The following is a 22,838-nucleotide window of genomic DNA, read 5'->3' on the forward strand; positions in this document are numbered from 1 at the left end:
AAATTCGATCTTGCCGGCATAGCTCATTCCCTCTCCCCTTGCGGGAGAGGGTCAGGGTGAGGGGGTGGTTATCATCGGCGCGATTGATGATTTGAAGAAAAGAACATGGGCTAACAGGGGAAAACCAACATGCGTATCGTCAGCGAATTTCCGCGCGCCGTCCGTCATATCGAGAATGTCTGGATTCCCGTTGTGGGCGGCATCAACCTCGCTGCACGACTGTGGCTGCCGAAGGATGCGGAAGCGCACCCGGTGCCGGCGATCATCGAGTGCGTGCCCTATCGCAAGCGCGACGGATTGCGCTACCGGGATGATGAGATGCATCCCTACACCGCGGGTCACGGCTATGCCGTGCTGCGCATCGATCTCAGGGGCACCGGTGAATCCGAAGGCCTACCGGACGACGAATATACGGTGGCCGAGCAGGACGACATCATCGCAGCCATCGCCTGGATCGCGGCCCAACCCTGGTGCACAGGCAAACTCGGCATGATGGGCATCTCCTGGGGTGGCTTCAACAGCCTACAGGTGGCGGCGCGCCGGCCGGCGGCGCTGAAGGCGATCATCGCCGTCGATGCCTCGGACGATCGCTACAATGATGATGTCCATTACATGCAGGGCGTTCTGCTGCATGATAATTTTTCCTGGGCCTCGGCCATGTATGCCTATGCCGTCCTGCCGCCGGACCCGGAATTGGTCGGCGACCGCTGGCGCGAGATGTGGCTCCAGCGCCTGCAGCATTACAAATTTCCCTTCCGTATCTGGGGTGCCCATCAGCGGCGCGATGCCTATTGGCGCCAGGCCTCGGTCATTGAGGATTACAGCGCCATCACCTGTGCCGTCTTCGCCGTCGGTGGTTGGGAGGATGGCTATTCCAATGCCGTCCCGCGCCTGGCCGAACATATCAAGGCGCCGGTCAAGGGCTGGGTCGGTCCCTGGGGCCACACCTATCCGCACAATGGGCTGCCTGGGCCCGCGGCCGGCTTCCTGCAGGAAGCCCYGCGCTGGTGGGACCAGTGGTTGAAGGGCATCGACACGGGCGTCAGACGCGACCCGAAATTGATCGCCTGGATGAATGATTCCTACGAACCCGACCCTTGCGCACTGGAACGGCCTGGCCGCTGGATCGCCGAAGGCACCTGGCCGGCCCCGCACATCAAGATCGAGAAACTGGCTTTTGGCCGCCACACGCTGGGGCACGCCGCGTCGACCGCGACCCTGCAGGTGAAATCGCCACAGACATGCGGACTGGGCTCAGTCGAATGGTGCTCCTATGGCGGCAGCGACGGCGATTATCCCTCCGACCAGCGGGCCGACGATGGCATGTCGCTCTGCTTTGATGGGCTGCCGCTCGAGGCGCGTTGCGAGATTTTCGGCATGGCCGTTGTGGAACTGGCCTTTGCCGTCGACAAGCCGGTGGCGCGGGTGGCGGTGCGTTTGAACGATGTGGCGCCGGACGGTGTCTCGACCCGGGTCACCTTCTGCGTCTTCAGCCTCAATCACAAAGACGATCAGGCCAACCCGCAGGACCTGGTACCGGGGCAACGCTACGTGGCGCGCGTGCCGTTGAACTATATCGCCCATGCCTTTCTGCCTGGCCATCGGCTGCGTGTCGCGGTCTCGACCAATTACTGGCCGATGATGATGCCGGCGCCTGAAGCGCCCACCCTTACTCTCTTCACGGATGGCTGCCATTTGGAACTGCCGGTGCGCCCGACGGGATGCGGTGACCCGGCCTTTACCCTGCCGGACCCGGAAAAGGCGCCGCATGCCCCCGGCCATGTCACGCGCGAGGGATCAGCCAAGCGCGAAGCCAGGGTCGACATCGCGACGGGCGAGACCGTGCTCGTCAATCACAAGGATGCTGGCGGTTATCATTTCAGCGATATCGGCGTCACCTCGGATTGCCGGGTGATCGAGACCTATCGCATCAAGCCAAACGATCCGCTCAGCTATCAAGTCGAGATATCCTACGAGCAGATGCTGAAGGGTCCGGATTGGGAAGCGAAGACGGCGAGCGTCACCAGCCTCAAGGCCGGGAAAGACACCTTCCGCATCACCGCCCGCATGGACGCCTATGATTCCGGGATGCGCATCTTCAGCGATGAAGATGCGTATGACCTCACGCGCGATTTCTGCTGACCAAAGCCCATCGCCCTTTCCATGGGCGATGGGCTTTCGAGAATATTCTGCGTCAGCGTATACCGCTGCGACCGTTGCCATTCGGCCGGGCATAAGGCGCCATCGCGGCAGAGACAGCCTTCTTGAACATGATGGCTCGCCCGGGAGCGACCTTTGTCAGAGCGGGTACAATTGAGCCCTTCATCTCTGGATTATTTTGAACCGTTCGCTTGACGGCCTTGTTCAGCTGTTTCTGGGTGGCGGTTTCCACCGTTGCGCCGTTACGAAGATTTGCGGCCACGGCCGCGACCACGGCGTCATCGGACTGCGATTCCACAACCTGCTGATCGCCCGACGATGCGGGGCTGACATTTGCATTTGCACAGGCCGAAAGCATCAGGGCCATGCCAATGGCCAGAAGATAAGAATGTCTCATGTATCAATCCTTCAATGATCGGTTCGCTAAGGTTGGGCGATAGGGATCACGAGTTGGTGAAGATGGCGCGTGGTTTCAATACGCACGGCTTGCATGGAGACTGCTGTGCTGCCAGCTCTGCCTGTCTAGCCACGGGTGGCATGTGTCACCACACCGCTTGGCACATGTTGGCACATGATCTCCGGCATGGCTCTTTGTCACAAAATCGACGCGAATTCCGGCATGTGCCGATTGCCGTTCAAGTCTTTGAAATCAGTGACTCCATCTGATCGAGACAGTTGCATTGATGTTGGTCGCGCAACGGTGCCGCGGCTTCAGCCGGCATCAGCGATCAGCCATCGTCGCGTGCATCAGATCAGGCACAGTGTTGCCGACATTGAACCCGTCAATGTGCACTATTGAACGCGGTGATGGTCAAATACCCGTTTCGCCAGGCCAAAAACCGATGGCCAAAAACGAAGGCCAAAAAGCCTGATGGGCCTGGTGTTATTCCGCGATCGGAATGGTGACGCCGCTCGTCGTTTCGCCGAAATGATCGAGGAGGGCCGGCAGCATTTCACGCATGGCGGTCGAGGGATCGACATTGGCGTCGCCGCGTTCGACCGTGCCACGCCAGATGTAATGACCGCTCGGACGGTCATAGACTGTCATGTTGACGCGGAACACCCGGTCGACGGTGTTGATCGGGGCGTTGGGATTGAGTAGGGTGCCGCCCTCGGTGCTGAACAGGTTGGCGTTCTTGGGGTCGCTTTTCTTGGCATTGAATTCGCCCACCGTCTGGTCGGCGGAGAGTCGCGAAACCAGCTGGGTCGCGACCGTCACCACCAGATTGCCATCGCCACCCAGTGCATAGCCACGCGCAGCGAGGTCGGCATCGACCTGCCGCAAGGCGTCGTCATCCATTTGGCTCTCGGTTTCCGGCTGGGTCTGCAAGGCAGCGCCCGGGGGAATCGGCTGATAGGCCACCGTTTCGATGGTGGCGGTGGTGGCCTTGGGGTCCTGGGCGGCAGCCGGGGTGAGAAGGGCCAGCGCCAGGAATCCGACGGCAATCGCCGGAAGTGTCGGTTTTTTCAAGCTGCGCAGGTATGTCGCTGACATGATTGCCCATCCATAACTTGCCGGCTCCACCCGGCCGGCGAAACGTCGCGCGGCCTCCATCCGGTTGCACCACATAGCGGAAATCGGGCCGCCAATACAACACGTGGCATTTGCTTTAGTTTCCGGCTCGCGCCATCATAAACGGTGATCCCGGCGTTCCCCTATGCCCGTTTGGCATGGGTCGCCGTCCGAATTCGGAAGGGAGTGGCCTCGAATGTCTCTCGCCCAAACGATTGTTGCGGATTCTGCCGGATTATTGGTCAACCGCACGCATATGCCTTTTGCCCTCGATAGCGGCGTTGCCGCGCGGGCCAGGATCGGCCTCATCGTGCTGGCAACCGACCACACATTGGAGCATGAGTTCCGCCAGATATTCCGAATCCCCGGCGTCGCATTCTATGCCACCCGCATCCGCAACGCCGCCGAGATCAACCCGACCACCTTGGCCGCCATGGAAGCGGGCTTGGCCGCCGCGGCCGATGTGATCCTGCCTGGCATTCCCTTGGACGTGGTCGCCTATGGCTGCACTTCAGCCTCCGTCGTGATCGGCGAGGAGAATGTTTTCAAGCGCATCCACGAAACCCGGCCGGAAGCCAAATGCACGACACCCATTACCGGCGGCGTGCTGGGCCTCAAAGCGCTGGGCGCCAAGCGCATCGCTCTGCTCACGCCTTATATCGACAGCGTCAATGCGCGCTTCAAATCCTATATCGAGTCAAAAGGGCTGGAGGTGCCGGTGATCGGTTCCTTCAACCATGAGAACGATAACGAAGTGGCGCGCATCTCCACGAGCTCGATCTATGATGCGGCGTTGGAGCTCGGCCGCCATCCGGAAGTCGATGGGGTCTTCGTCTCCTGCACGTCACTCCGTGTCGCCGAAATCGCCGAACCCTTGGAGCGCGAGCTCGGCAAGCCCGTCACCTCTTCCAACCACGCCATGGCCTGGCATTGCCTGCGCCTTGCCGGTGTGATGGAACCGATCGAGGGTTGGGGCAGGCTGTTCCGGATTTGAGCATGCGGGCATTTCTGATCGGCATTTTCCTTGTGCTTGGTGCCGCGCCCACATGGGCCGGCGAGGCCCCAATCATGGTCGGCGATCCCGACGGCTGTCGCGTGACGGTCGACTATGAGGCTCGCGAGCAGATGCTGCATTTCCGCCCCATCATGCCGGCCGGGAAGGGTTGCGAGGTCACCCCGCTGATGGTGCAGTCAGCCCTCTACATGGCTCTCGACCGGCAGCGGGCGAACTCCAAACTTGCGCTCATTTTTCTGGGCCGTCTTGAAAACTATCCCTGGTTGTCACGTAAGCTGACCGGGCATGCAATGAACAACAGCGGTCGCCTGGGTTTCTGGGATCCAGTCAAAGGTCACGCCTCGGACGGCAATGACAATCAATATGTCGTTGATGCCTTGTCAGCGATGTTCAAGGAGGATCTGGTCGGCCACCCTTATTTGCCGCCCTTTGCCGACGTGCTGGCCGAGTATGGCTATCGCATCGATGGCGCGTCAGCCGAGAAGGTTCTCACCAAGGCCGCGCAGCCGGGTCTATCGGAGCGCTTTCCCTATGACGCACTGCTTCATTTGCGGATCACAAAAATCGGCCCCTAATAGCGCGTGTAGTGGAACGGCGTTTCGTCGATCTCCGGCTTCCGGCCCAGCATCTGGTCGACCAGGATGCGCGAGGAACCACAGGCCATGGTCCAGCCCATATGCCCGTGTCCGGCATTAAGCCAGAGGTTGGAGATGGGGGAGGGGCCCATGATGGGCGGCCCGTCCGGGGTCATGGGGCGCAGACATGCCCAATAGTCCGGCCGGTCATAGAGGGCGGCCTTGGGGAACAGCTCCCGCGCCACGCGCAGCATATGGGCGAAGTTCGCGGGTTCGAACTCGGTATCGTAGCCGGCGAAATCCGCCGTGGCGGTCAAGCGCAGCCGGTCACCCAGCCGCGAGAACGCCACCAGATGTTCCTCATGGACACCGCCGATGACAGGGGCCTCCGCCGGGTCGGCGATCGGCAGGGTGACCGAATAGCCTTTGACCGGGAAGATCGGCAGGTTGAAGCCGATCTTGCGCGTAAGCAGCGGGGCATAGCTTCCCAGCGCCAGGACGAATTGATCGGCGGTCACAATGCCCTTGTCGGTCACGATTTCGGTGACACGCTTGCCTTGCGTGGCGATCCGCTCGATCGATTCCCCCAGACGGAACGTCACCCCTAACGCCTTTGCGCGCTCAGCCAAGCCCAACGTGAATTTCCGCGCATCGCCGGATTCGTCGCCCGGCGTGTGCATGCCGCCGGCAAGTCTGCCCTTGGTGGACGCCAGGGCCGGTTCCAATGCCACCAATTGATCGGGGTCGAGCACATTGACCACGATGCCCTGATCGGCGAGGAAGCGCATGCTCTCCTTGCCGGCGCGAAACGCCGCGGGATCGTTATAGAGATAGATGGCGCCCTTGGCCGTGCGATCCCATTCCAGCCCTTCTTCGCGGCCGATGCGCAATGTTTCAGCCTGGCTGTAGAGGCACAGCTTGATCTTTGTCTTGGTGGCGGCGCGGTTGCGCGCGGTGGTGCAATTCCTGAGGAACTGCAGGCTCCACAGCCACATGCGGGGATCGAGGCGCAGGCGATAGCGGAGCGATGTGTCATTTCGCCACAGTGATTTCAACAGGATCATCGGCGCCCGCGGGCTCGCCCAGGAACTGGCGTGGCCCGGCGTCACCAGCCCGGCATTGGCAAAGCTCGTCTCCCGCGCCGGTTCCGGCCGCCGGTCGATGACGATGACTTCGTGGCCTTCCTTGGCCAAGTAATAAGCACTGGTGACGCCCAGCAAACCGGCGCCCAGAACGACGATCTTCATGCCACCCTGCCCATGCCTCTATGAATCAGCTTTTCTTGATGATTTGGCCGCAACATTGCCATAAACCGGCCCTAGAGCATAAGGTCTGATCAGAAGAATGGAAGACGGAAGCCCTAGATGACCTGTCGGATGATTGCTGCCTCTTTTGCCACCCTGATCCTGTGTGCTGGCATGACGATCTCTGCCCAGGCACAGAACGCAACGACGATACCCGCAGGCCCGGCCCTCTCGGTCGAGGAGTTGCGCGGCTGCTTGTGCGAGGAGCCGCAATTGGAGATGGCGCGCCAGGACATTGCCACGCGCCGCGCCATCCTGGATGAACGTCAGGCGCAGCTGACGGCACTCGATGCGCAGATTGCCGAGCGCCGGAAGACGCTCGATCCCAACGATCTCATCGGCCAGGAACTGCTGAAGAACTCCATGGCCCAGGCGGCAGCACTGCGGGATCTCATTCAATCCGATGTGCGCTTGTCCTTGAACCAGGCGGTTGCCGATTACAATGCGAAGGCCGCCAAATATACCGAAACCTGCGTCAATCGCCCACGCTACGCCTATGACGTCGACCAGGCCAAGAAGGATCTGGTCTGCACGATGCAGTGACGCAGCGGCAATGCTGGCCCGCTAGCGGCGGGCGAGGCCGAGTACGCCCTTGAAGAAGGCGGTGAAAGCCAGCTGCAAGCCGACGCACAGCGCCGTCGATGAGGGTACCAGCAGGCGCATCATGCTGGCGGTGTCGAGATTGCCGAACCCGGTTTCCTGCCATGTCAGCACGGCGATGGCGATGCCGACGAGACCGGCCAGGGTCAGGGCTGTTCCCACCAGCAGCAGGAATTCCAGCGACAGACGATCGGCCAGCGAGCGAAAGCGGGCACTTGGCGGCAGCAGATGGTTGGCGATGCAGAATTGCTTGGCCAGCACCGCAAGGCCCACGGCCTGGACCCCGACGATGACGGCAACGCCCGCCAGCAGCAGCGTGTTGATGTCGAAGGTGATGTTGGCGATTCGGATCGGCCCCACGGACAGGGCGATCAACACGATGATCCCAAGCATCGCCAGCAACAGGCCGGGATAGAAGAACAGCCATTCGGGGCTGAGCATCAGCAGGAACCGCAAATGCCGCCAGCCATCGCGCCAGCTCCGGAGATGCGGTGGGCGCGAGCGGCCATCCGGCGAAAGAATGGTCGGTACCTCGGTGACCTTGAGGCCGTTGAGGGTCGCCTTCACCACCATTTCGCTGGCGAATTCCATGCCGGTGGTGCGCAGATCAAGCTTGCGGATCGCCTCACGCGAAAAGCCGCGCAGGCCGCAGTGGAAATCGCCGAGCGGGCTCTTGAACAGTCTCTTGCCGATGCCGGTGAGGACCGGGTTGCCGAGATAGCGGTGCAGGGGCGGCATGGCACCTGGCTTGATGCCGCCTTTGAAACGGTTGCCCATGACCAGCTCATGGCCTGCCCGCAACTGTTCGACAAACGCCATGAGATCGGCAAAATCGTAGCTGTCGTCGGAATCGCCCATGATGATGAAGCGGCCGGCAGCAGCATCGATACCGCCGATCAGGGCGGCGCCATAGCCTTTCATCGGAATGTCGACGACCCGGGCGCCAGCGGTTCGCGCCAGATCCTGCGACCCGTCGGTGCTGCCATTGTCGGCGATCAGCACTTCGCCGTCGATATGGTGCCGTTCCAGGAACTGCCGTGCCTTGCGCACGCAGACTTCCAGCGTCTCGGCCTCGTTGAGGCACGGCATCAGGATGGTGAGCTCGCAGGAGTTGGGGGCGGGGTTGGTCATGGCTTGCCTGCCGTGCGTGGGCGCATTCTCAGGCCGTCATCTCCGGGCTTGACCCGGGGATCTGTCGGCAACAGCTCACCGTCTCCGCTTCAATGCGCTGCATGCCGGGGGCCAGCAGGCCGTAGACCATGAAGGTGGCCGGCTGCAGAATGAGCCCGAGGATCTGCGCGGTCGTTAGATCGACATTCCCGATTGCGATCTCGTTATGCTTTTGTGCCTCGCTCACCAGTTTGTGGAGTACCTGCACCGGCGACTGGGTCTTTGAGCGCAGTTTGGGCAATTCCTGGTGCTGGGTCAGCAGCAGGAAGCGGAACATCAGCGGCTCATCGTCGAAGAAGCGGCAGAAGCGGCGGATCATGGCGCCAAGGCGGCTGGCAAAATCGCCTTTTTCTTTGGCGAGATCCTGCAATTCCTTGGCAAGGGCCGCATAATTTTCCGAGAACAATTTCCAGGCGAGATCTTCCTTGGAAGCGTAGTGGCGATAGAGCCCGCCTTCCGCGATCCCGGCCAAGGCAGCGATGTCGCGCACAGAGGTGCCGAGCACGCCCTTGGTGACGAAGAGTTCCAGAGCCGCCTGTTTGATCCGGTCTCGTGTGGCAACGCCCCGCGGCATGCTTCCCCTGCTAAGCTGCTGTGAACAACCGTTCACAGGATGCCCGATCATGTGCACCTTGCCAAGCGTCAGCAAGACTCACCTTCATTTTGCGACGCACACAAATTGATCCTTGTTTGCCGCGCCTTTTATCCTTGCCAGCGGGCCGCGCGGCCTGAAACACTTCAGTCATACCGGCCCCGCAGAAGACCGGACCTCTCACGCGAAATTTCATCAGCGAAAAGGAGGTCGAGATGGCTACTGTCACTCAACATGCTGGAACACAAAACGGCAGAGAACCGGGGGCGCCACGCTGCGCCGCCATCGTGGGTCCCTACCTCAGCGGCAAGACGGCACTCCTCGAAAGCCTGCTTTTTATCACGGGAGCGATCCACCGCAAGGGATCGGCCAAGGAAGGCAACACCGTTTCCGATTCATCCGCCGAGGCGCGGGCACGCAAGATGTCGGTCGAAGTGACCGCCGCCACCACCGACTATCTGGGTGAACGCTGGTGCTTCCTCGATTGTCCGGGCTCGGTCGAGCTGGCGCAGGAAGCGCGCAATGCGCTGATGGTGGCCGATGTTGCCATCGTCGTTGCCGAACCGCTGATCGACAAGGCGCTGATGCTGGCGCCGACCTTGAAATTCCTCGACGATCACCAGATCCCGCATATCCTGTTCATCAACAAGATGGATGTGTCGAGCCGCCAGGTGCGCGAAATGATGGACGCCCTTCAGGCGGTTTCCAGCCGCCCGCTGGTGCTGCGCCAGGTACCGATCCGCGGTGCCGGCAAGGACGGTGGTGAAGTCACCGGCTATGTCGATCTGGTGAGCGAGCGCGCTTACAAATATCATCCGGGCCAGGAATCCGACCTCATCAAGATGCCGGAGGAAGTGCTGCCGCGCGAACAGGAAGCGCGCAACAAGATGCTCGAATCATTGGCCGACTTCGATGACCATCTGATGGAGGAAATCCTCAGTGACGTCGTGCCGCCGAAGGACGAGATCTACCAGCAATTCGCCAAGGACCTTGCCGCCGATCTTATCGTGCCGGTGCTGCTCGGCGAAGCTGAGCGCGACGGTGGCGTGCGGCGCCTCTTGAAGGCGCTGCGTCACGAAGTGCCGGGACCGGAGGCCTTGGCGCAGCGCCTTGGCATCTCCAGCTACGATGCCTCGACCCTGGTGTTCAAAACCTATCATCAGCCCCATGCCGGCAAATTGTCGTTGGCGCGCATCTTTGGCGGCCGGGTCAGCGAAGGCTCGGTGCTCAACGGCACCCGCGTTGCCGGTGTCTTGCGGCCAAAGGGCAATACGTTCGAAAAAGTGCCGCATGCCAATACCGGCGAAGTGGTGGCATTGGCGCGGATGGAGGAGGTTAAGACCGGCGACCTGCTGACGGCGTCCGGCAAGAAGAATCCCGATTTCATCTGGCCACAGCCGCTGGAACCGCTCTTCGTCCTCGCCATGGACGCTGAGAATAGGGCCGATGAGGTGAAGCTTACTGCAGCGCTCGCCAAGCTCATCGAGGAGGATACTTCGCTCACCTTCACCCACGATGCCAGCACCCATGAAATGCTGCTCTCGGGCCAGGGCGAGATCCATCTCAACATCGCCTTCGACCGGCTGAAGTCGCGCTTCGGCCTGCCGATGAAACATCGGCGGCCGCAGGTGAGCTACAAGGAAACCATCCGCAACGGGGTGAAGCAGCATTCGCGCTTCAAGCGGCAATCCGGCGGCCATGGGCAGTTCGCCGATATTCATATCGAGATCTGGCCGCTGGAACGCGGCAAGGGATTCGAATTCCATGACCGCGTCGTGGGTGGTTCGGTGCCGCGGCAGTTCATCGGCTCGGTCGAAGATGGTGCACGCGATTATCTCGCGCGCGGACCGATGGGTTTTCCGGTGGTCGATGTCGCCGTGGCCCTGTTCGACGGCCAGTTCCATGCGGTCGACAGTTCCGACATGGCTTTCAAGACCGTGGCGCGCCAGGCAATGCAGGAAGGCATGCCGCAATGCGGATCGGTGCTGCTGGAGCCGATCTTCTCCGTGGAAGTATCAGCGCCGGCGGAATTCACCGCCCGTGTTCACAACCTCGTCACCGGACGACGTGGCCAGATCGTCAGCTTCCAGGCCAAGGAAGATTGGGTCGGCTGGGAAGTGGTGCAGGCCCTGGTGCCGCAATCGGAACTCCATGACATGATCATTGAGCTTCGGTCCTTGACACTGGGCATCGGCAATTTCTCATACCAGTTCGACCATCTACAGGAACTGAGCGGGCGCTTGGCCGACAAGGTGATCGAGCAGCGACAAGCCGTGGCACAGAAGGGGGCTGCGTAAAATAATCGAGGTCAATCGATCCACCCCCTCTCCCTAACCCTCCCCCACGTTGGGGGGAGGGGACCACAGCGAGAATGAGCGCGGTCGATGGAGTGAACTCGACAGAACTCCCTCCCCCCCGCAGTCGGCGAAGGCCGACATTCGTCGGCGGTGGGGGAGGGTAGGGGAGAGGGGGTCGACGCAGAATTCGGCGCCGCCTACACCTTCAGCACTTTCAACCTGAACAGCAGTCCGCCGACCACCGCGCCGATCGCGGGGGCGATGATGAACAGCCAGAGTTGGGCCAGGGCCTGGCCGCCGACGAAGACCGCCGGGCCGATGCTACGGGCCGGGTTGACCGAGACGCCGGTTACCTGGATGCCGACGATATGGATGACGGCAAGCGTGATGCCGATGGCCAATCCCGCAAAGCCCGGACTTGAATCTTCGCCGGTCGAACCCAGGATCACGATCACGAACAAGGCAGTCATCACGATCTCGAACACCAGGGCGGAGGCGAGGCTGTATTCGCCGAGATAGCCCGGTCCCCAGCCATTCTGGCCGAGGCCATGTGCAGTGCCGCCGGCGATAATCATGAGGACGAGCGCACCCGCCAAGGCACCCAGCACCTGGGCGATCCAATAGGAGACCATGTCCTTGGCTTCCATGCGGCCGGCGATAAAGGCGCCGAGGCTGACCGCGGGATTTACGTGGCAGCCCGAGATCGGGCCGATGCCATAGGCCATGGCGACGATGGCAAACCCGAAGGCAAGCGCGATACCCAGCTGTCCGACATGCTCACCACCCAAGACCGCAGCACCGCAGCCGAACAGCACAAGCGTCAGCGTGCCGATGAATTCGGCAATCAGTTTGTTCATGGCGCTTCTCCCCCGAAGTTTGTTGTTCGAACAAACTATCAGAAAGTGTTCGCGCGACAAAGGTGTGTACTTGCCCATCATCCATGGGGCCCAGCCTTGAATCAAAGGGGCCGGGAATCAGGTGCTACGTTCTTCAATGGCCAGTTGACGCCCGGATTAAGTCCGGGCATGACGATGAATGGCGATGTGCTGATAAGGCGAAATGGTTACTGCGCCATGACCTTCACGTAAGACCCCGGCGCATCTTCGATGGCTTTCAGTTTGCCGCTGCCCGGTTGTCTTGCGTCGACCTCGCCATCAGAAAAGGTGCTGATCCATTTTTGCCATTCCGGCCACCAGGAGCCGGGGCGCTGTTCGGCTGTTGCCAGCCAGTCCTCGGGCTTTGCCGGATAGGCTTTTCCTTTGCCGACCCAGTGGCTGTATTTGCCGGAGGCCGGTGGATTGACGACGCCGGCAATATGGCCGGAGGCGGCGAGGACGAAGGTGACCGGACCTTTGTACGTCTGAGTCGCGGCGTAGGCTGCAACCCAGGGAGCGATGTGATCCTCGCGCGTTGCCAGCACGAAGCTTGGCAGATCAATCTTGGAAAGATCGATTTTCACGCCATCGAGTTCGACGCCGCCCGGCTGAATGAGCAGATTCTTCTGGTACATGTTGCGGAGATAGAAGCTGTGCATCGCCGCCGGCATGCGCGTGGAATCCGAGTTCCAATAGAGCAGGTCGAACGGGAACGGCTCCTTGCCCAGCAGGTAATTGTTGATGACGAAGGACCAGATGAGATCATTGGCGCGCAGCATGTTGAAGGTCGCCGCCATTTCGGCACCTTCGAGATAGCCGCGCTCGTTCATCTTGTCCTCGAGCGCCGTCAGCTGCTCCTCATCGATGAAGATCGAAAGCTCGCCGGCTTCCGCAAAGTCGATCATGGTGGTGAGGAAGGTGGCGCTGGCGATGATCTCCGTGCGCTTCTTGGTTTGCAGGTAGGAAAGCAGGCAGGAGAGCAGCGTGCCGCCCAAGCAATAGCCGATGACGTTGACGCTCTTCTCGCCGGTGCCCTGGAGGATCGCCTCGATGGCCGCGAGCGGACCTTCCAGCATATAGTCGGCGAAGGTCTTGGCCGCGAGCTTCTCGTCCGGATTGACCCAGGAGATCATAAACACGGTCTGGCCTTGATCGACCGCCCATTTCACGAAGGAATTCTGCGGCTTCAGGTCGAGGATGTAATATTTGTTGATCCAAGGCGGAATGATCAGCAGCGGGCGTTTGGCGACCTTTGCCGTGGTCGGCGTATATTGGATGAGCTGGATGAGGTCGTTCTGGAACACGACCTTGCCGGGCTGGACAGCGACGTTCTTGCCGATCTCGAATGCCTCGCGGTCGGTCATCGAGATCTTCAGCTTGCCATTGCCGCGCTCGAGATCCTCAAGGAGATTCTCCAGTCCCTTGACCAGATTCTCGCCGCGGCTTTCCAGCGTCGTGCGCAGCACTTCGGGATTGGTCATGACGAAATTGCTGGGCGCCATCGCATCGACAAACTGGCGAGTATAGAAGTCGACCTTCTTGGCCGTCTTGTCGTCAAGTCCGTCGACCTTGCGCACGGTGTTCTGCATCCAGCGCGCGGTCAGCAGATAGGATTGCTTGATATAGTCGAAGACCTGGTTGTCGTTCCAGGCCGCGTCCTTGAAGCGGCGGTCGTCCTTGGCCGGGGCGATCACCGGGGTTGGCTCCTGCCCCATCATCCGGGCAGCGGTGGACTGCCACAGATTCATGTAATCCTGCCAGAGCGAGACCTGGGCCTCGAGCATCTTGGCCGGGTCGCCCATCATGCGGGTGGTCATTTCCAGGAAGGCACGGCCAAGGCTCTGGGCATCTGGCCCGATGGTGAAATCCTGGGCATGCCGGCCGAGGAAATCCTGCAGCAGGCGCTGGGACTGTTCGGCGATGCGACTCATGGATTCCGCGATTTCCTGCGGTTCCTGCGTATTTGCGTTGGCCCGATCGGGCTTCGAGGTGGTTCCCGGGTCGCTCTTAGCCATCATTGAACCTTAGAAAGGACAAAAATAACAAAGATTTAGGACCTAACGCTTTTTCACGTCCATGATCTCGCTTGTTTGTTATAGTAGCGCAGTCTAAAAAATCGGAACTTTTATTTTGCGCCAGTAGTTTGCGCAGAGGACGGCGCTCCTTGCCGAGCGCGCGGCCGGGGCCCTTGGGGAGGATATGATGGTTGATTTTTCGGATCTGGCCGCATCGCGCGGTGTCGCCGTCGCCGAGGCCGTCGGTCGTCTGGCGCTGAATTCAGGGTCCGCCCTGCGGCCCTTCCTGCCACATTCCAAGCAATCCATGAAGCGGTGGGCCGCCGTCGCCGCCTTCATCACCATCACGGGCTGCTCCTCCTGGTTCGGTGGCGATGTGCAGCACCCCTCGACCGAAGCCGCCGCCAAGGAAGCGGCTGAAGTCCAGGCCGCCCAAGCAAAGAAGGAAGCCGCAGCAGCAGGCGCTGACGCCACCCAGACCGCCAATGCTGCAGCCGACAGCGCACCTGTCGTGCCGCCCTCGGGCGAAGGTGTCCCGGACATCAACAGCGTGCCCAAAGCAGCCCCGGTGCCGGCGGATCTCGACAGCGGCGTCTCGCAGGGCCTCGCTGCCGACAAGGCCAATGCCCAATATACCGACGAAACCCTGATGGCGCCGGACCAGACGGCGACCCGGCCGGCCGCCCCGGCAGGCTCAACCCCGGTGCAAGGCCAGGCGGCAGCTGCCGCAGCGCCCGTGATCCCCTCGACCCCGCCGGCAGCAACCGCGCCAGCTGGGACGCCAGCCCCGCAAGTGGCCGGGGTCACCCCGCAACCCTTGCCGCCGGCCGTGGTCGGCCAGTATCCGGCGCCGCAGATGACCCCCCTGGGCGGTGTCAGCCAGGGCTATATCGGGACACCGCAGCCGGGGGCCAGACCCCTGGGCGGTAGTGCTCCTGCGCAGAATGCGTATATCGTCCAGCCGGGCGCTGTCCCGCAGGCTAGCGCACCGACCGTGGTCGCCACGCCGGTGATGGTCGATTATTCCTCGGTCGCCGCTGGCGGCACCTATGGCTATGCGAGCTACAACCCCTATCAGCGCAACAACCCGGCCCAGGCCTATTACCGCTCGCCCTATGGCGCGACGCAGCCGGTGGCTTACGGTGGTGCGGCGTATCAGCCGGCCTATGCCACTTATGCCGCGCCGGGCTTCCAATCTTACGCACCCATGACGTATTCGGGGGCAGCCGCTGTCCCGCCGCTGCCCGCAGCTGGCCAGCCGGTCGGCATCGTGTTCTTCAACAACGGTTCTGCCAAGCTTGGCCGCGACGATGCCCGCGTGGTGAAGCAGGTCGCCGAGATGCATCGCTATTATGGTGGTGTCATCCGCCTGGTTGGCCATGCCAGCCAGCGCACCGGCAACATGAACCCCTATGCTCAGGATCAGGTGAACTACAGCGTCTCGCTGAAGCGGGCCAATGCCATCGCCCGGGCGCTGACCCGCGCTGGCGTGCCGGCAGCCCTGGTCCAGGTGGCGGCGGCAGGTTCCCAGAATCCGGTGGCGCCGGAATCCATGCCGGCCGGTGAGGCGAACAATCGCCGCGTCGAGATCTATCTCTCGGCCTACTGAGTCCCGGGATCATGAACCAACGACCGGGCTCGGCGTGGCCGAGGGAGCTTTGCTGTGGTGGCTGACCGAAAACCTGATTCCATCTCTCCTTTGCGTGTCGGCATTGCCGGTCTCGGCACCGTGGGTGCCGGCGTCATCGAGCTCTTGCAGCAGAATGCCGACATCCTTGCCAAACATTGTCCGCGCAAGATAACGGTCACCGCCGTCTCGGCGCGCGACCGAAGCAAGGATCGCGGGCTTGATCTTTCCGGAATCGACTGGGTCGACGATGCGGTAAAGCTCGCTGACCATCCCAATGTGGACGTCGTGGTCGAGGTGATCGGCGGATCCGAGGGCAAGGCCAAGGACGTCGTCGAAAAAGCCATCGCTGCCAAGCGCCATGTGGTGACCGCCAACAAGGCGCTCTTGGCGCACCACGGCACGGCATTGGCGCTGGCTGCGGAACGCGCTGGCGTGGCACTGGCCTATGAAGCGGCGGTAGCCGGCGGCATCCCGGTCATCAAGGCGATGCGCGAGGGGCTCGCTGCCAACCGCATCGACCGCGTCTACGGCATCCTCAACGGCACCTGCAATTATATCCTCACGCAAATGCGCGAGACCGGGCGCGAATTCGCCGATGTGCTGGCTGAGGCGCAGAAGCTGGGCTATGCCGAGGCCGATCCCAGCTTCGATGTCGACGGCGTCGATGCCGCCCACAAGCTCTCGATCCTGACGTCGGTCGCCTTTGGCTGTGCGGTCGATTTCGGGAGCGTGCGCATCAGCGGCATCCGCAATGTTTCGGCCATGGACATTGCCTATGCCGACGAGCTCGGCTACCGGATCAAGCTCCTTGGCATCGCGCGTCAGACCGATCACGGGATCGAGCAGCGCGTCCATGCCTGCATGGTGCCCGTGGCCAGCACCATCGCCAAGGTCGACGGTGTCTACAACGCGGTCGTCACCAACGGCAATTTCGTCGGCGAGAACATGGCCATTGGCCGCGGTGCCGGACGTGGTCCGACGGCCTCAGCCATCGTTGCCGACCTCATGGACATCGCACGCGGCCGCATTTTGCCTGCTTTTTCAGCGCCGGCAGAAACTTTGGAACCAGCGCGCCCAGCACCTGTTGGGCTTCATGCCGGGTCCTATTATCTGCGACTGATGGTGGTCGATAAGCCCGGCGTCATTGCCGATATCGCCGGCGTCATGCGCGACGAGAGCGTGTCGATGGAAGCAATGATCCAGCGCGCGCGCTCGCCAGGGGAAGCGGTACCGATTGTTCTAACCACACATGAGACGACCGAAGCGGCCATCGGCCGCGTCGTTGCGCGTCTTGCCCAAGTGAACTCGATCCTGGAGCCGGCGCATGTCCTCCCGATTGAGACACTGAGTTGAAGGAGATTTGAGAGATGGACCGCAATCTGGCGCTGGAAGCCGTTCGCGTCACTGAAGCCGCCGCCCTTGCCGCCTCGCGCCTGATGGGTCGTGGCGATGAAAAGGCGGCCGACCAGGCCGCTGTTGACGCCATGCGCACCGCGCTCAACGATCTCCCCATCGACGGCACGGTCGTGATCGGCGAAGGCGAGCGCGACGAAGCGCCGATGCTCTATATCGGCGAAAAGGTCGGCGCCGGCGGCCAGGCCATCGACATCGCCCTCGACCCACTCGAAGGCACCACGATTACAGCAAAGGGCGGCACCAACGCGCTGGCCGTCATCGCCATGGCGGAAGCGGGTGGGTTCCTCAATGCGCCCGACACCTATATGGACAAGATCAGCGTCGGCCCGGGCTTCCCCAAGGGCATCGTCGATCTCGATGCATCGCCGGCCGAGAATCTGAAGAACCTCGCCAAGGCGAAGGCCATGGATGTCTCTGATCTCGTGGTCTGCATCCTCGATCGCCCGCGACACACCGACCTCATCGCCCAGGTGCGCGCGACCGGTGCGCGCATTATGCTGATCTCCGACGGCGATGTGGCCGGTGTCATCGCCACCGCCAAGCCCGGCACGGGTGTCGACCTCTATCTGGGCCAGGGTGGTGCGCCGGAAGGTGTGTTGGCGGCAGCTGCGTTGCGCTGCATCGGCGGTCAGATGCAGGGCCGCCTGGTGTTCCGCAACGAAGATGAGAAGGGCCGCGCCCGCAAGATCGGCATCACCGATTTCGACCGCAAATATGACCTCCTCGAACTTGCCAAGGGCGATGTGATGTTCGCGGCCACGGGCGTCACTGATGGCCCGATGCTGACCGGCGTGCGCCGTGTCGGCGCCCACGCCACGACACATTCCATGGTCATGCGCTCAAAGACCGGCACTGTCCGCATCATCGAGGCGCAGCACAATTGGAACATCAAGAAGCCGCAAAAGCTCTGATGCCGACCCGGCGCAAATGACGGACAGCGACGCCTTTTTGGGCGTCGCCCAATCCGCCAGCGGCCGCTTGTGGCGGCAGCGGGCGGGTGACGACAGGCTGGGCCTTGCCATCGCGCAACGCCTGGATCTCCCGGAACTGATCGGCCAATTGCTGGCAGCCCGCGGCCAGGATCTGGAGAGGGCCAGCGCCTATCTGGAACCGCGCCTTCGTGACCAGATGCCGGACCCTTCACAGTTCCATGATATGGATCAGGCGGCGACCCGCCTGGCCGATGCAATTGAGAAGCAAGAGCAGATCGCCATCTTCGGCGATTACGATGTCGATGGAGCGACCTCGTCGGCCCTGCTGATGCGCTTCCTAAATTCTGCCGGTGCCAAGGCGCCCATCCTCTATGTGCCGGACCGCATGAAGGAAGGCTACGGCCCCAATGCGCCGGCGCTTCTTGGCCTCAAGGAACAGGGGGCCCGGCTGGTGATCACGGTCGATTGCGGCATCACCGCCTTCGCCCCACTCGAAGCCGCCAAAGGCGCTGGGCTCGATGTGCTGGTGGTCGATCATCATGTCGCCGAACCAAGGCTGCCGATGGCCGCTGCCGTGGTCAATCCCAACCGGCTCGACGAGACGGGGGCGCATGGTCAACTGGCTGCCGTCGGCGTCGCCTTCCTGCTTGTGGTCGCCACCAACCGCACATTGCGGGCGCGCGGCCATTACACACCGGCAAGGCCGGAACCCGACCTCATGCAATGGCTCGACATCGTGGCCCTGGGCACGGTTGCCGACGTGGTACCCCTGACCGGCATCAACCGCGCGCTGGTGGCGCAGGGGCTGAAGGTGATGGCCGGGCGCAAGAATGTCGGCCTCAACGCGCTGAGCGATGTCGCGCGCATCAACGAACGTCCCAGCGCCTATCATGCGGGCTTCCTGCTCGGGCCCCGTGTCAATGCCGGCGGCCGTGTCGGGCGATCCGATCTCGGTGCAAGGCTGCTCTCGACCGACGATGTCGATGTGGCAAGGAGCATCGCCGCCGAGCTCGATCTTCTCAATACCGAACGGCGCGATATCGAGGCAAGGGTGCTCGACCAGGCGATCGCCGCCGCCGAAGCGCAGGCGAATGACAGCCCCTACCTCATCTTCGTCGCCGGCCATGACTGGCATGCGGGTGTCATCGGTATCGTGGCTGGCAGGCTTAAGGAACGCTATCAGCGCCCGGCCTGTGTCGTGTCGCTGGAAGGCGGCATCGGCAAAGGTTCCGGCCGCTCGGTGGGCTCACTTCATCTTGGCAATGCAATCATCGCCGCGCGTGAAGCCGGCATCCTCGCCAAGGGTGGCGGCCATGCCATGGCCGCCGGTTTCGAGGTGAGCGAAGACCGGCTAGACGATCTGCGCGGCTTCTTGAGCGCGCGCTTTGCAGGTCACATGCAGGGCGAGAAACTGGTGCCGGTACTCGATCTCGATGCCGCTCTGCAACCCCGCGCCGCCACCACCGATCTCATCACGATGTTGGAACGCATGGGCCCGTTCGGCGCCGGCAATGCCGAACCGCGCTTTGCTTTGCCGAACGTGCGTCTCGCCTTCGCCGATGTGGTCGGCGGCGCCCATCTCCGTCTCTCCCTCGAAGGCGCTGACGGCACCCGCATCAAAGCCATCGCCTTCCGCGCAGTGGAAAACGAGCTGGGCCGCCTGTTCACGACCGCCCGCGGGCAGCGCTTCCACGTCGCCGGCCACCTCCGCCGCGACAATTGGCAAGGCCGGGACAGCGTGCAACTCGTCGTCGAGGACGCCGCGCTGGCGGGGTGAGGGGCACCGGAGACTACGGGGTAACCCAAACTTTCAGTCTCTTGCGCGATTGCCGCCTGCTGACCGGTAACGCTCGGCGAAGGCGGCCAGTTGAAGTGCGCGAAAAATTGTGGTGAATGCCAGGGCCATGATTGGGATGGCAAAGAAGGCCTGCCCAGGCAAGATAGCAACGACAAGAATGCCAGCCATCGTCAGCACAATGACGCAGACAAGTCCGAGGCCTATCAATAAATCAAACAACGAACCGGTTTTGCCATCTGTCATTCGCCACGGCACTTCCAGATTCAGCAAGTTGCCTGTCACGAGTGCATGAATCGGCCAGAAGATCAGGCGCCATCGAATCCAGACTAGTGTCAAGCTTGCAGCCAGGATGCCGAGCGAGACGACAAAGTTGCCGGGCGAGAATTTGAAGGCTGGGTCGACCTGCGCCGCGGCAGCGCCGCTCTGCAGCTTGAACAACGCGCAGAGAAAGAGAAAGTCGATTAGCACCCAAGCGAAAGCGAAGTACCAGAAGCGGCGTTGCAGCGGGAAGAGAAGAACCTCTTTCCAACTGGCACCGAACGCGCCGGCCAGCCAACACGCATCGAAGGTGACGAACGATATGATTGCCACGCTGCCAAATGCCATAAGCAGGGTGGCATCCTTTACAATGACCCCGGTATGCAAGTTCGAGGGTGCGAAGCCGGCCTTGATCAAGCAATAGCCGAGCAGAAAACACGATACGGCGGCAGCGGCCGAGGCAATGAACTGTCGCCACAGATGAACAGGTGACCACCAGGCGCGGAGCTCAGGAGCATCAGATTGTGCAAGGCTCATGGTGAAGGCTCCAAAGATCAATCCTTGAACGCTACCCGCCTAGGCTGCAGCGGTCAATGTCTACTCGTGCCGGCTGCATGCCGCGCTCGCCTTACCGCCTTCTCATGCCGGTACGCCCGAATGAACTTCAGGCTTAGCCAGTAACCGGTCCCGCCTGCGATCGCCGCCCAGGGCACGCTGCCCAACGCCATGGCGAGGCCCCAATCTTCCAGCATGATCTTGGCCATCAGCGTCACGTCCTGCCACAGTGTGTGGTTGCCGGCGGTGAGGTTGGTCCAGAGGTTGATGAAATCCTCATAGCCGGAGGCGTCACCGAAATGGCCCATGAGCAATTGTCCCGTGACGTAGAGCAGGTAGTAGATCGGCAAGGCCGTGAGCGGATTCGAGGCCCAGGTCCAGGCGATGGCCGGAATGAGGCCGAAATGCCAGCGTGGACTGCGCACGGTCGCGGCCCAGAGGCCGCCGGCCAGCAGCGTGTGGAGCCCGATCGTCGGCGTGAAGGCGAGGATGAGGCCGACCGCCGTCCCGCGCGCGGCGAATTCCGGCGGGTGGTGGCTGCGCAGCATGGGAATGAGCAGGCGATAGCGGAAGGCGCGGTAGAGTCGGCTCCGGCGCTTGCTGCTCACATGACGGTGCGGCCGGTTGCTCACAGATACCAATCGTATTCGCGAGGTGAGATGGCGTCGTAGAATTTCTCCAGCTCCGCGCGGCGTACATCGACATAGAGGCTCAAGGCTTCCGGGTCGATATAGCTGGGCAGGATTTTCGCCTTGGCGAGACGCTCCAGCGCATCCTGGAATTTGAACGGGATACTGGGATCGGGCGGGCGCTTGAAATCCCCGGTCTCGGCCGCGGGGCCGGGATCGAGCTTCTGCTCCAGCCCATAGGCGATGCCGGCCAAAATCGCCGCCATCGCAAGATAGGGATTGGCGTCTGCGCCAGCGACGCGGTGCTCGATGCGTCTGGCCTTCGGGCCGCCCGCTGGAATGCGGAACGCGACCGTCCGGTTGTTGTGGCCCCATTCCGGGCTCATCGGCACATTGTTGCCGGGCACATAGCGACGGCTGGCATTCGGGTTGGCACCGAAGATCGCCATGGATTCCGCCATGGTCGCCTGCAGGCCACCAATCGCGTGTTTGAGCATCGCTTCGTCCTTGGTGCCGGTTTCGCCGAAGAGATTCCTGCCATCCTTGTCGATGAGGCTCACATGCACATGCATGCCGCTGCCGGCTGCATGGAGGAACGGTTTCGACATGAAGCTCGCAATATAGCCCAGCTCCTTCGCTGTCCCCTTGATGCATCGCTTCAACAGCACCGCATTGTCGCAGGCCGCGACCGCATCCGGCTGATGGGTCAAATTGATCTCGAACTGGCCCGGCGAATATTCGGTGATGGCGGCGGCTGAGGGAATGCCTTGTGCCTTGGCGTGCGCCGCCGCGCGGCGGATGAAGGTCGCATAGGCGTCGAGATCGTCCATGCTGTAGGGCTGCTTCGAGGATTCGACCAGACCAGTCTGCGGATTCTTCGGCGGCAGGGGTGGCGCGCCCGGCTCGCGCGCTGGATCGAGCAGATAGAATTCAAGCTCTACCGCCACCATCGGCGTGACACCGAGCTTCTTCAGGCGTGCCAGCGTGCCGGTGAGGGCCGCGCGCGGGCAATACTTCGAAGGTTTGCCGGCATTGCCTTCGCCCTTGATGAAGGGGTCGTGCATTTGGAGGAGCACCTGCGCCGTCGGATGTGCGGCCCAGGGCACGGGTGCGAGGCGGCCGGGGATGGGATGTGCCGTTCCGTCGGGATCACCCAGTGCTTCCGACCTTCCGCCAGGGTCGAGATCGTCGCCGGTGGGGTCGAGGAACAACAGGCAGCGCGGCATTTCGACGCCGCTCTCCCAGAGTTTCCTGGCGTCGGAAATGGGAAAGCGTTTGCCGCGCAGGAAACCATTCATGTCATGGACGAAGACGTCGACATCCTCGGTCGCCGGATAGCGTTTGAGGAACGCATCGAATTCGTTGCTGGATGCAGTCGAGCGCGTCTTTGCCGGCTTCTTGGCCATGGTTGAAATTCCCAATTCTGGCCCGATCGATCGGCCGGGGGCGACCCTAGCCACCCGGCTTATGTTTATCAAGCCAGGGGTTTATCAAGCCAAGGGTT

At 62.0% G+C, this 22,838-nt stretch carries 19 protein-coding genes; 9 read left to right on the forward strand and 10 right to left on the reverse strand.

The genetic code is table 11. The features are described 5' to 3' along the window. Positions 1-129 precede the first annotated feature (129 nt). Complete coding sequence (locus tag AC1DWZ_RS07880; protein ID WP_477168327.1) at positions 130-2,142, forward strand: CocE/NonD family hydrolase; 2,013 nt, start codon at positions 130-132, stop codon at positions 2,140-2,142. Between the two features lie 52 nt (positions 2,143-2,194). On the opposite strand, the gene AC1DWZ_RS07885 is transcribed toward AC1DWZ_RS07880, so the two are convergent. Together AC1DWZ_RS07885 and AC1DWZ_RS07890 are read right to left on the reverse strand one after the other, a co-directional pair. Next, entirely contained in the window at positions 2,195-2,557 is a 363-nt protein-coding gene (locus AC1DWZ_RS07885) for a hypothetical protein (protein WP_477168328.1), read from the reverse strand. A gap of 486 nt (positions 2,558-3,043) precedes the next feature. Further along, positions 3,044-3,655 carry a DUF4136 domain-containing protein gene (locus AC1DWZ_RS07890; protein WP_477168329.1) on the reverse strand — a complete coding sequence of 204 codons (612 nt, stop codon included), beginning with the start codon at positions 3,653-3,655 and terminating at the stop codon, positions 3,044-3,046. A 214-nt stretch (positions 3,656-3,869) separates the two neighbouring features. On the opposite strand from AC1DWZ_RS07890, the gene AC1DWZ_RS07895 reads away from it, so the two are divergent. Together AC1DWZ_RS07895 and AC1DWZ_RS07900 are read left to right on the forward strand one after the other, a co-directional pair. Continuing rightward, positions 3,870-4,667, forward strand: a complete 798-nt coding sequence (locus tag AC1DWZ_RS07895) for a maleate cis-trans isomerase family protein (RefSeq protein ID WP_477168330.1) — start codon at positions 3,870-3,872, stop codon at positions 4,665-4,667. 2 nt (positions 4,668-4,669) lie between these two features. Further along, positions 4,670-5,263, forward strand: coding sequence for a hypothetical protein (locus tag AC1DWZ_RS07900; protein WP_477168331.1), 594 nt, complete (start codon positions 4,670-4,672; stop codon positions 5,261-5,263). On the opposite strand, the gene AC1DWZ_RS07905 is transcribed toward AC1DWZ_RS07900, so the two are convergent. Then, positions 5,260-6,510 carry a D-amino acid dehydrogenase gene (locus tag AC1DWZ_RS07905; RefSeq protein ID WP_477168332.1) on the reverse strand — a complete coding sequence of 417 codons (1,251 nt, stop codon included), beginning with the start codon at positions 6,508-6,510 and terminating at the stop codon, positions 5,260-5,262. The genes AC1DWZ_RS07900 and AC1DWZ_RS07905 overlap by 4 nt on opposite strands. A gap of 117 nt (positions 6,511-6,627) precedes the next feature. Here AC1DWZ_RS07905 and AC1DWZ_RS07910 point away from each other — a divergent pair, with 117 nt between their 5' ends. Further along, complete coding sequence (locus AC1DWZ_RS07910) at positions 6,628-7,110, forward strand: hypothetical protein (protein WP_477168333.1); 483 nt, start codon at positions 6,628-6,630, stop codon at positions 7,108-7,110. 21 nt (positions 7,111-7,131) lie between these two features. Here AC1DWZ_RS07910 and AC1DWZ_RS07915 read toward each other — a convergent pair whose 3' ends face one another. Together AC1DWZ_RS07915 and AC1DWZ_RS07920 are read right to left on the reverse strand one after the other, a co-directional pair. After that, positions 7,132-8,298: a glycosyltransferase family 2 protein gene (locus AC1DWZ_RS07915; RefSeq protein ID WP_477168334.1), complete on the reverse strand. Its 1,167-nt coding sequence runs from the start codon at positions 8,296-8,298 to the stop codon at positions 7,132-7,134. 28 nt (positions 8,299-8,326) lie between these two features. Further along, positions 8,327-8,911, reverse strand: coding sequence for a TetR/AcrR family transcriptional regulator (locus AC1DWZ_RS07920; RefSeq protein WP_477168335.1), 585 nt, complete (start codon positions 8,909-8,911; stop codon positions 8,327-8,329). Positions 8,912-9,144: 233 nt separating this feature from the next. Between AC1DWZ_RS07920 and AC1DWZ_RS07925 the strand changes: the two genes are divergently transcribed. Further along, positions 9,145-11,226: an elongation factor G gene (locus tag AC1DWZ_RS07925; protein WP_477168336.1), complete on the forward strand. Its 2,082-nt coding sequence runs from the start codon at positions 9,145-9,147 to the stop codon at positions 11,224-11,226. A 197-nt stretch (positions 11,227-11,423) separates the two neighbouring features. On the opposite strand, the gene AC1DWZ_RS07930 is transcribed toward AC1DWZ_RS07925, so the two are convergent. Then, positions 11,424-12,083, reverse strand: coding sequence for an aquaporin (locus AC1DWZ_RS07930; protein ID WP_477168337.1), 660 nt, complete (start codon positions 12,081-12,083; stop codon positions 11,424-11,426). A gap of 206 nt (positions 12,084-12,289) precedes the next feature. Then, a complete protein-coding gene (locus AC1DWZ_RS07935; RefSeq protein ID WP_477168338.1) occupies positions 12,290-14,032 on the reverse strand; it encodes a PHA/PHB synthase family protein in 1,743 nt (580 codons plus the stop codon). Positions 14,033-14,303: 271 nt separating this feature from the next. On the opposite strand from AC1DWZ_RS07935, the gene AC1DWZ_RS07940 reads away from it, so the two are divergent. The 4 genes from AC1DWZ_RS07940 to recJ are packed head-to-tail and all read left to right on the forward strand — an operon-like array spanning position 14,304 to position 19,871. Continuing rightward, on the forward strand, positions 14,304-15,725 hold the full coding sequence (locus AC1DWZ_RS07940; protein WP_477168339.1) for an OmpA family protein: 1,422 nt from the start codon (positions 14,304-14,306) through the stop codon (positions 15,723-15,725). A 57-nt stretch (positions 15,726-15,782) separates the two neighbouring features. Further along, the gene (locus tag AC1DWZ_RS07945; RefSeq protein ID WP_477168340.1) at positions 15,783-17,099 is read left to right on the forward strand and encodes a homoserine dehydrogenase; all 1,317 of its coding nucleotides are present in this window, start codon (positions 15,783-15,785) and stop codon (positions 17,097-17,099) included. 14 nt (positions 17,100-17,113) lie between these two features. Then, positions 17,114-18,073, forward strand: coding sequence for a class II fructose-bisphosphatase (glpX, locus tag AC1DWZ_RS07950; protein ID WP_477168341.1), 960 nt, complete (start codon positions 17,114-17,116; stop codon positions 18,071-18,073). A 16-nt stretch (positions 18,074-18,089) separates the two neighbouring features. Then, positions 18,090-19,871 (forward strand): single-stranded-DNA-specific exonuclease RecJ, encoded by a 1,782-nt coding sequence (gene recJ / locus AC1DWZ_RS07955; protein ID WP_477168342.1) that lies wholly within the window; start codon positions 18,090-18,092, stop codon positions 19,869-19,871. Positions 19,872-19,904: 33 nt separating this feature from the next. Here recJ and AC1DWZ_RS07960 read toward each other — a convergent pair whose 3' ends face one another. Genes AC1DWZ_RS07960 through AC1DWZ_RS07970 form a run of 3 tightly spaced genes read right to left on the reverse strand, consistent with a single transcriptional unit; the run spans position 19,905 to position 22,740 of the window. After that, positions 19,905-20,687, reverse strand: coding sequence for a hypothetical protein (locus tag AC1DWZ_RS07960; protein ID WP_477168343.1), 783 nt, complete (start codon positions 20,685-20,687; stop codon positions 19,905-19,907). A gap of 53 nt (positions 20,688-20,740) precedes the next feature. Then, a complete protein-coding gene (locus AC1DWZ_RS07965; RefSeq protein WP_477168344.1) occupies positions 20,741-21,337 on the reverse strand; it encodes a DUF2062 domain-containing protein in 597 nt (198 codons plus the stop codon). Then, positions 21,334-22,740, reverse strand: coding sequence for a glutamine synthetase family protein (locus AC1DWZ_RS07970; RefSeq protein WP_477168345.1), 1,407 nt, complete (start codon positions 22,738-22,740; stop codon positions 21,334-21,336). The genes AC1DWZ_RS07965 and AC1DWZ_RS07970 overlap by 4 nt, the downstream gene beginning before the upstream one ends. Between the last annotated feature and the right edge of the window lie 98 nt (positions 22,741-22,838).

This window comes from Dongia sp. P2_B8 (assembly GCF_056404715.1).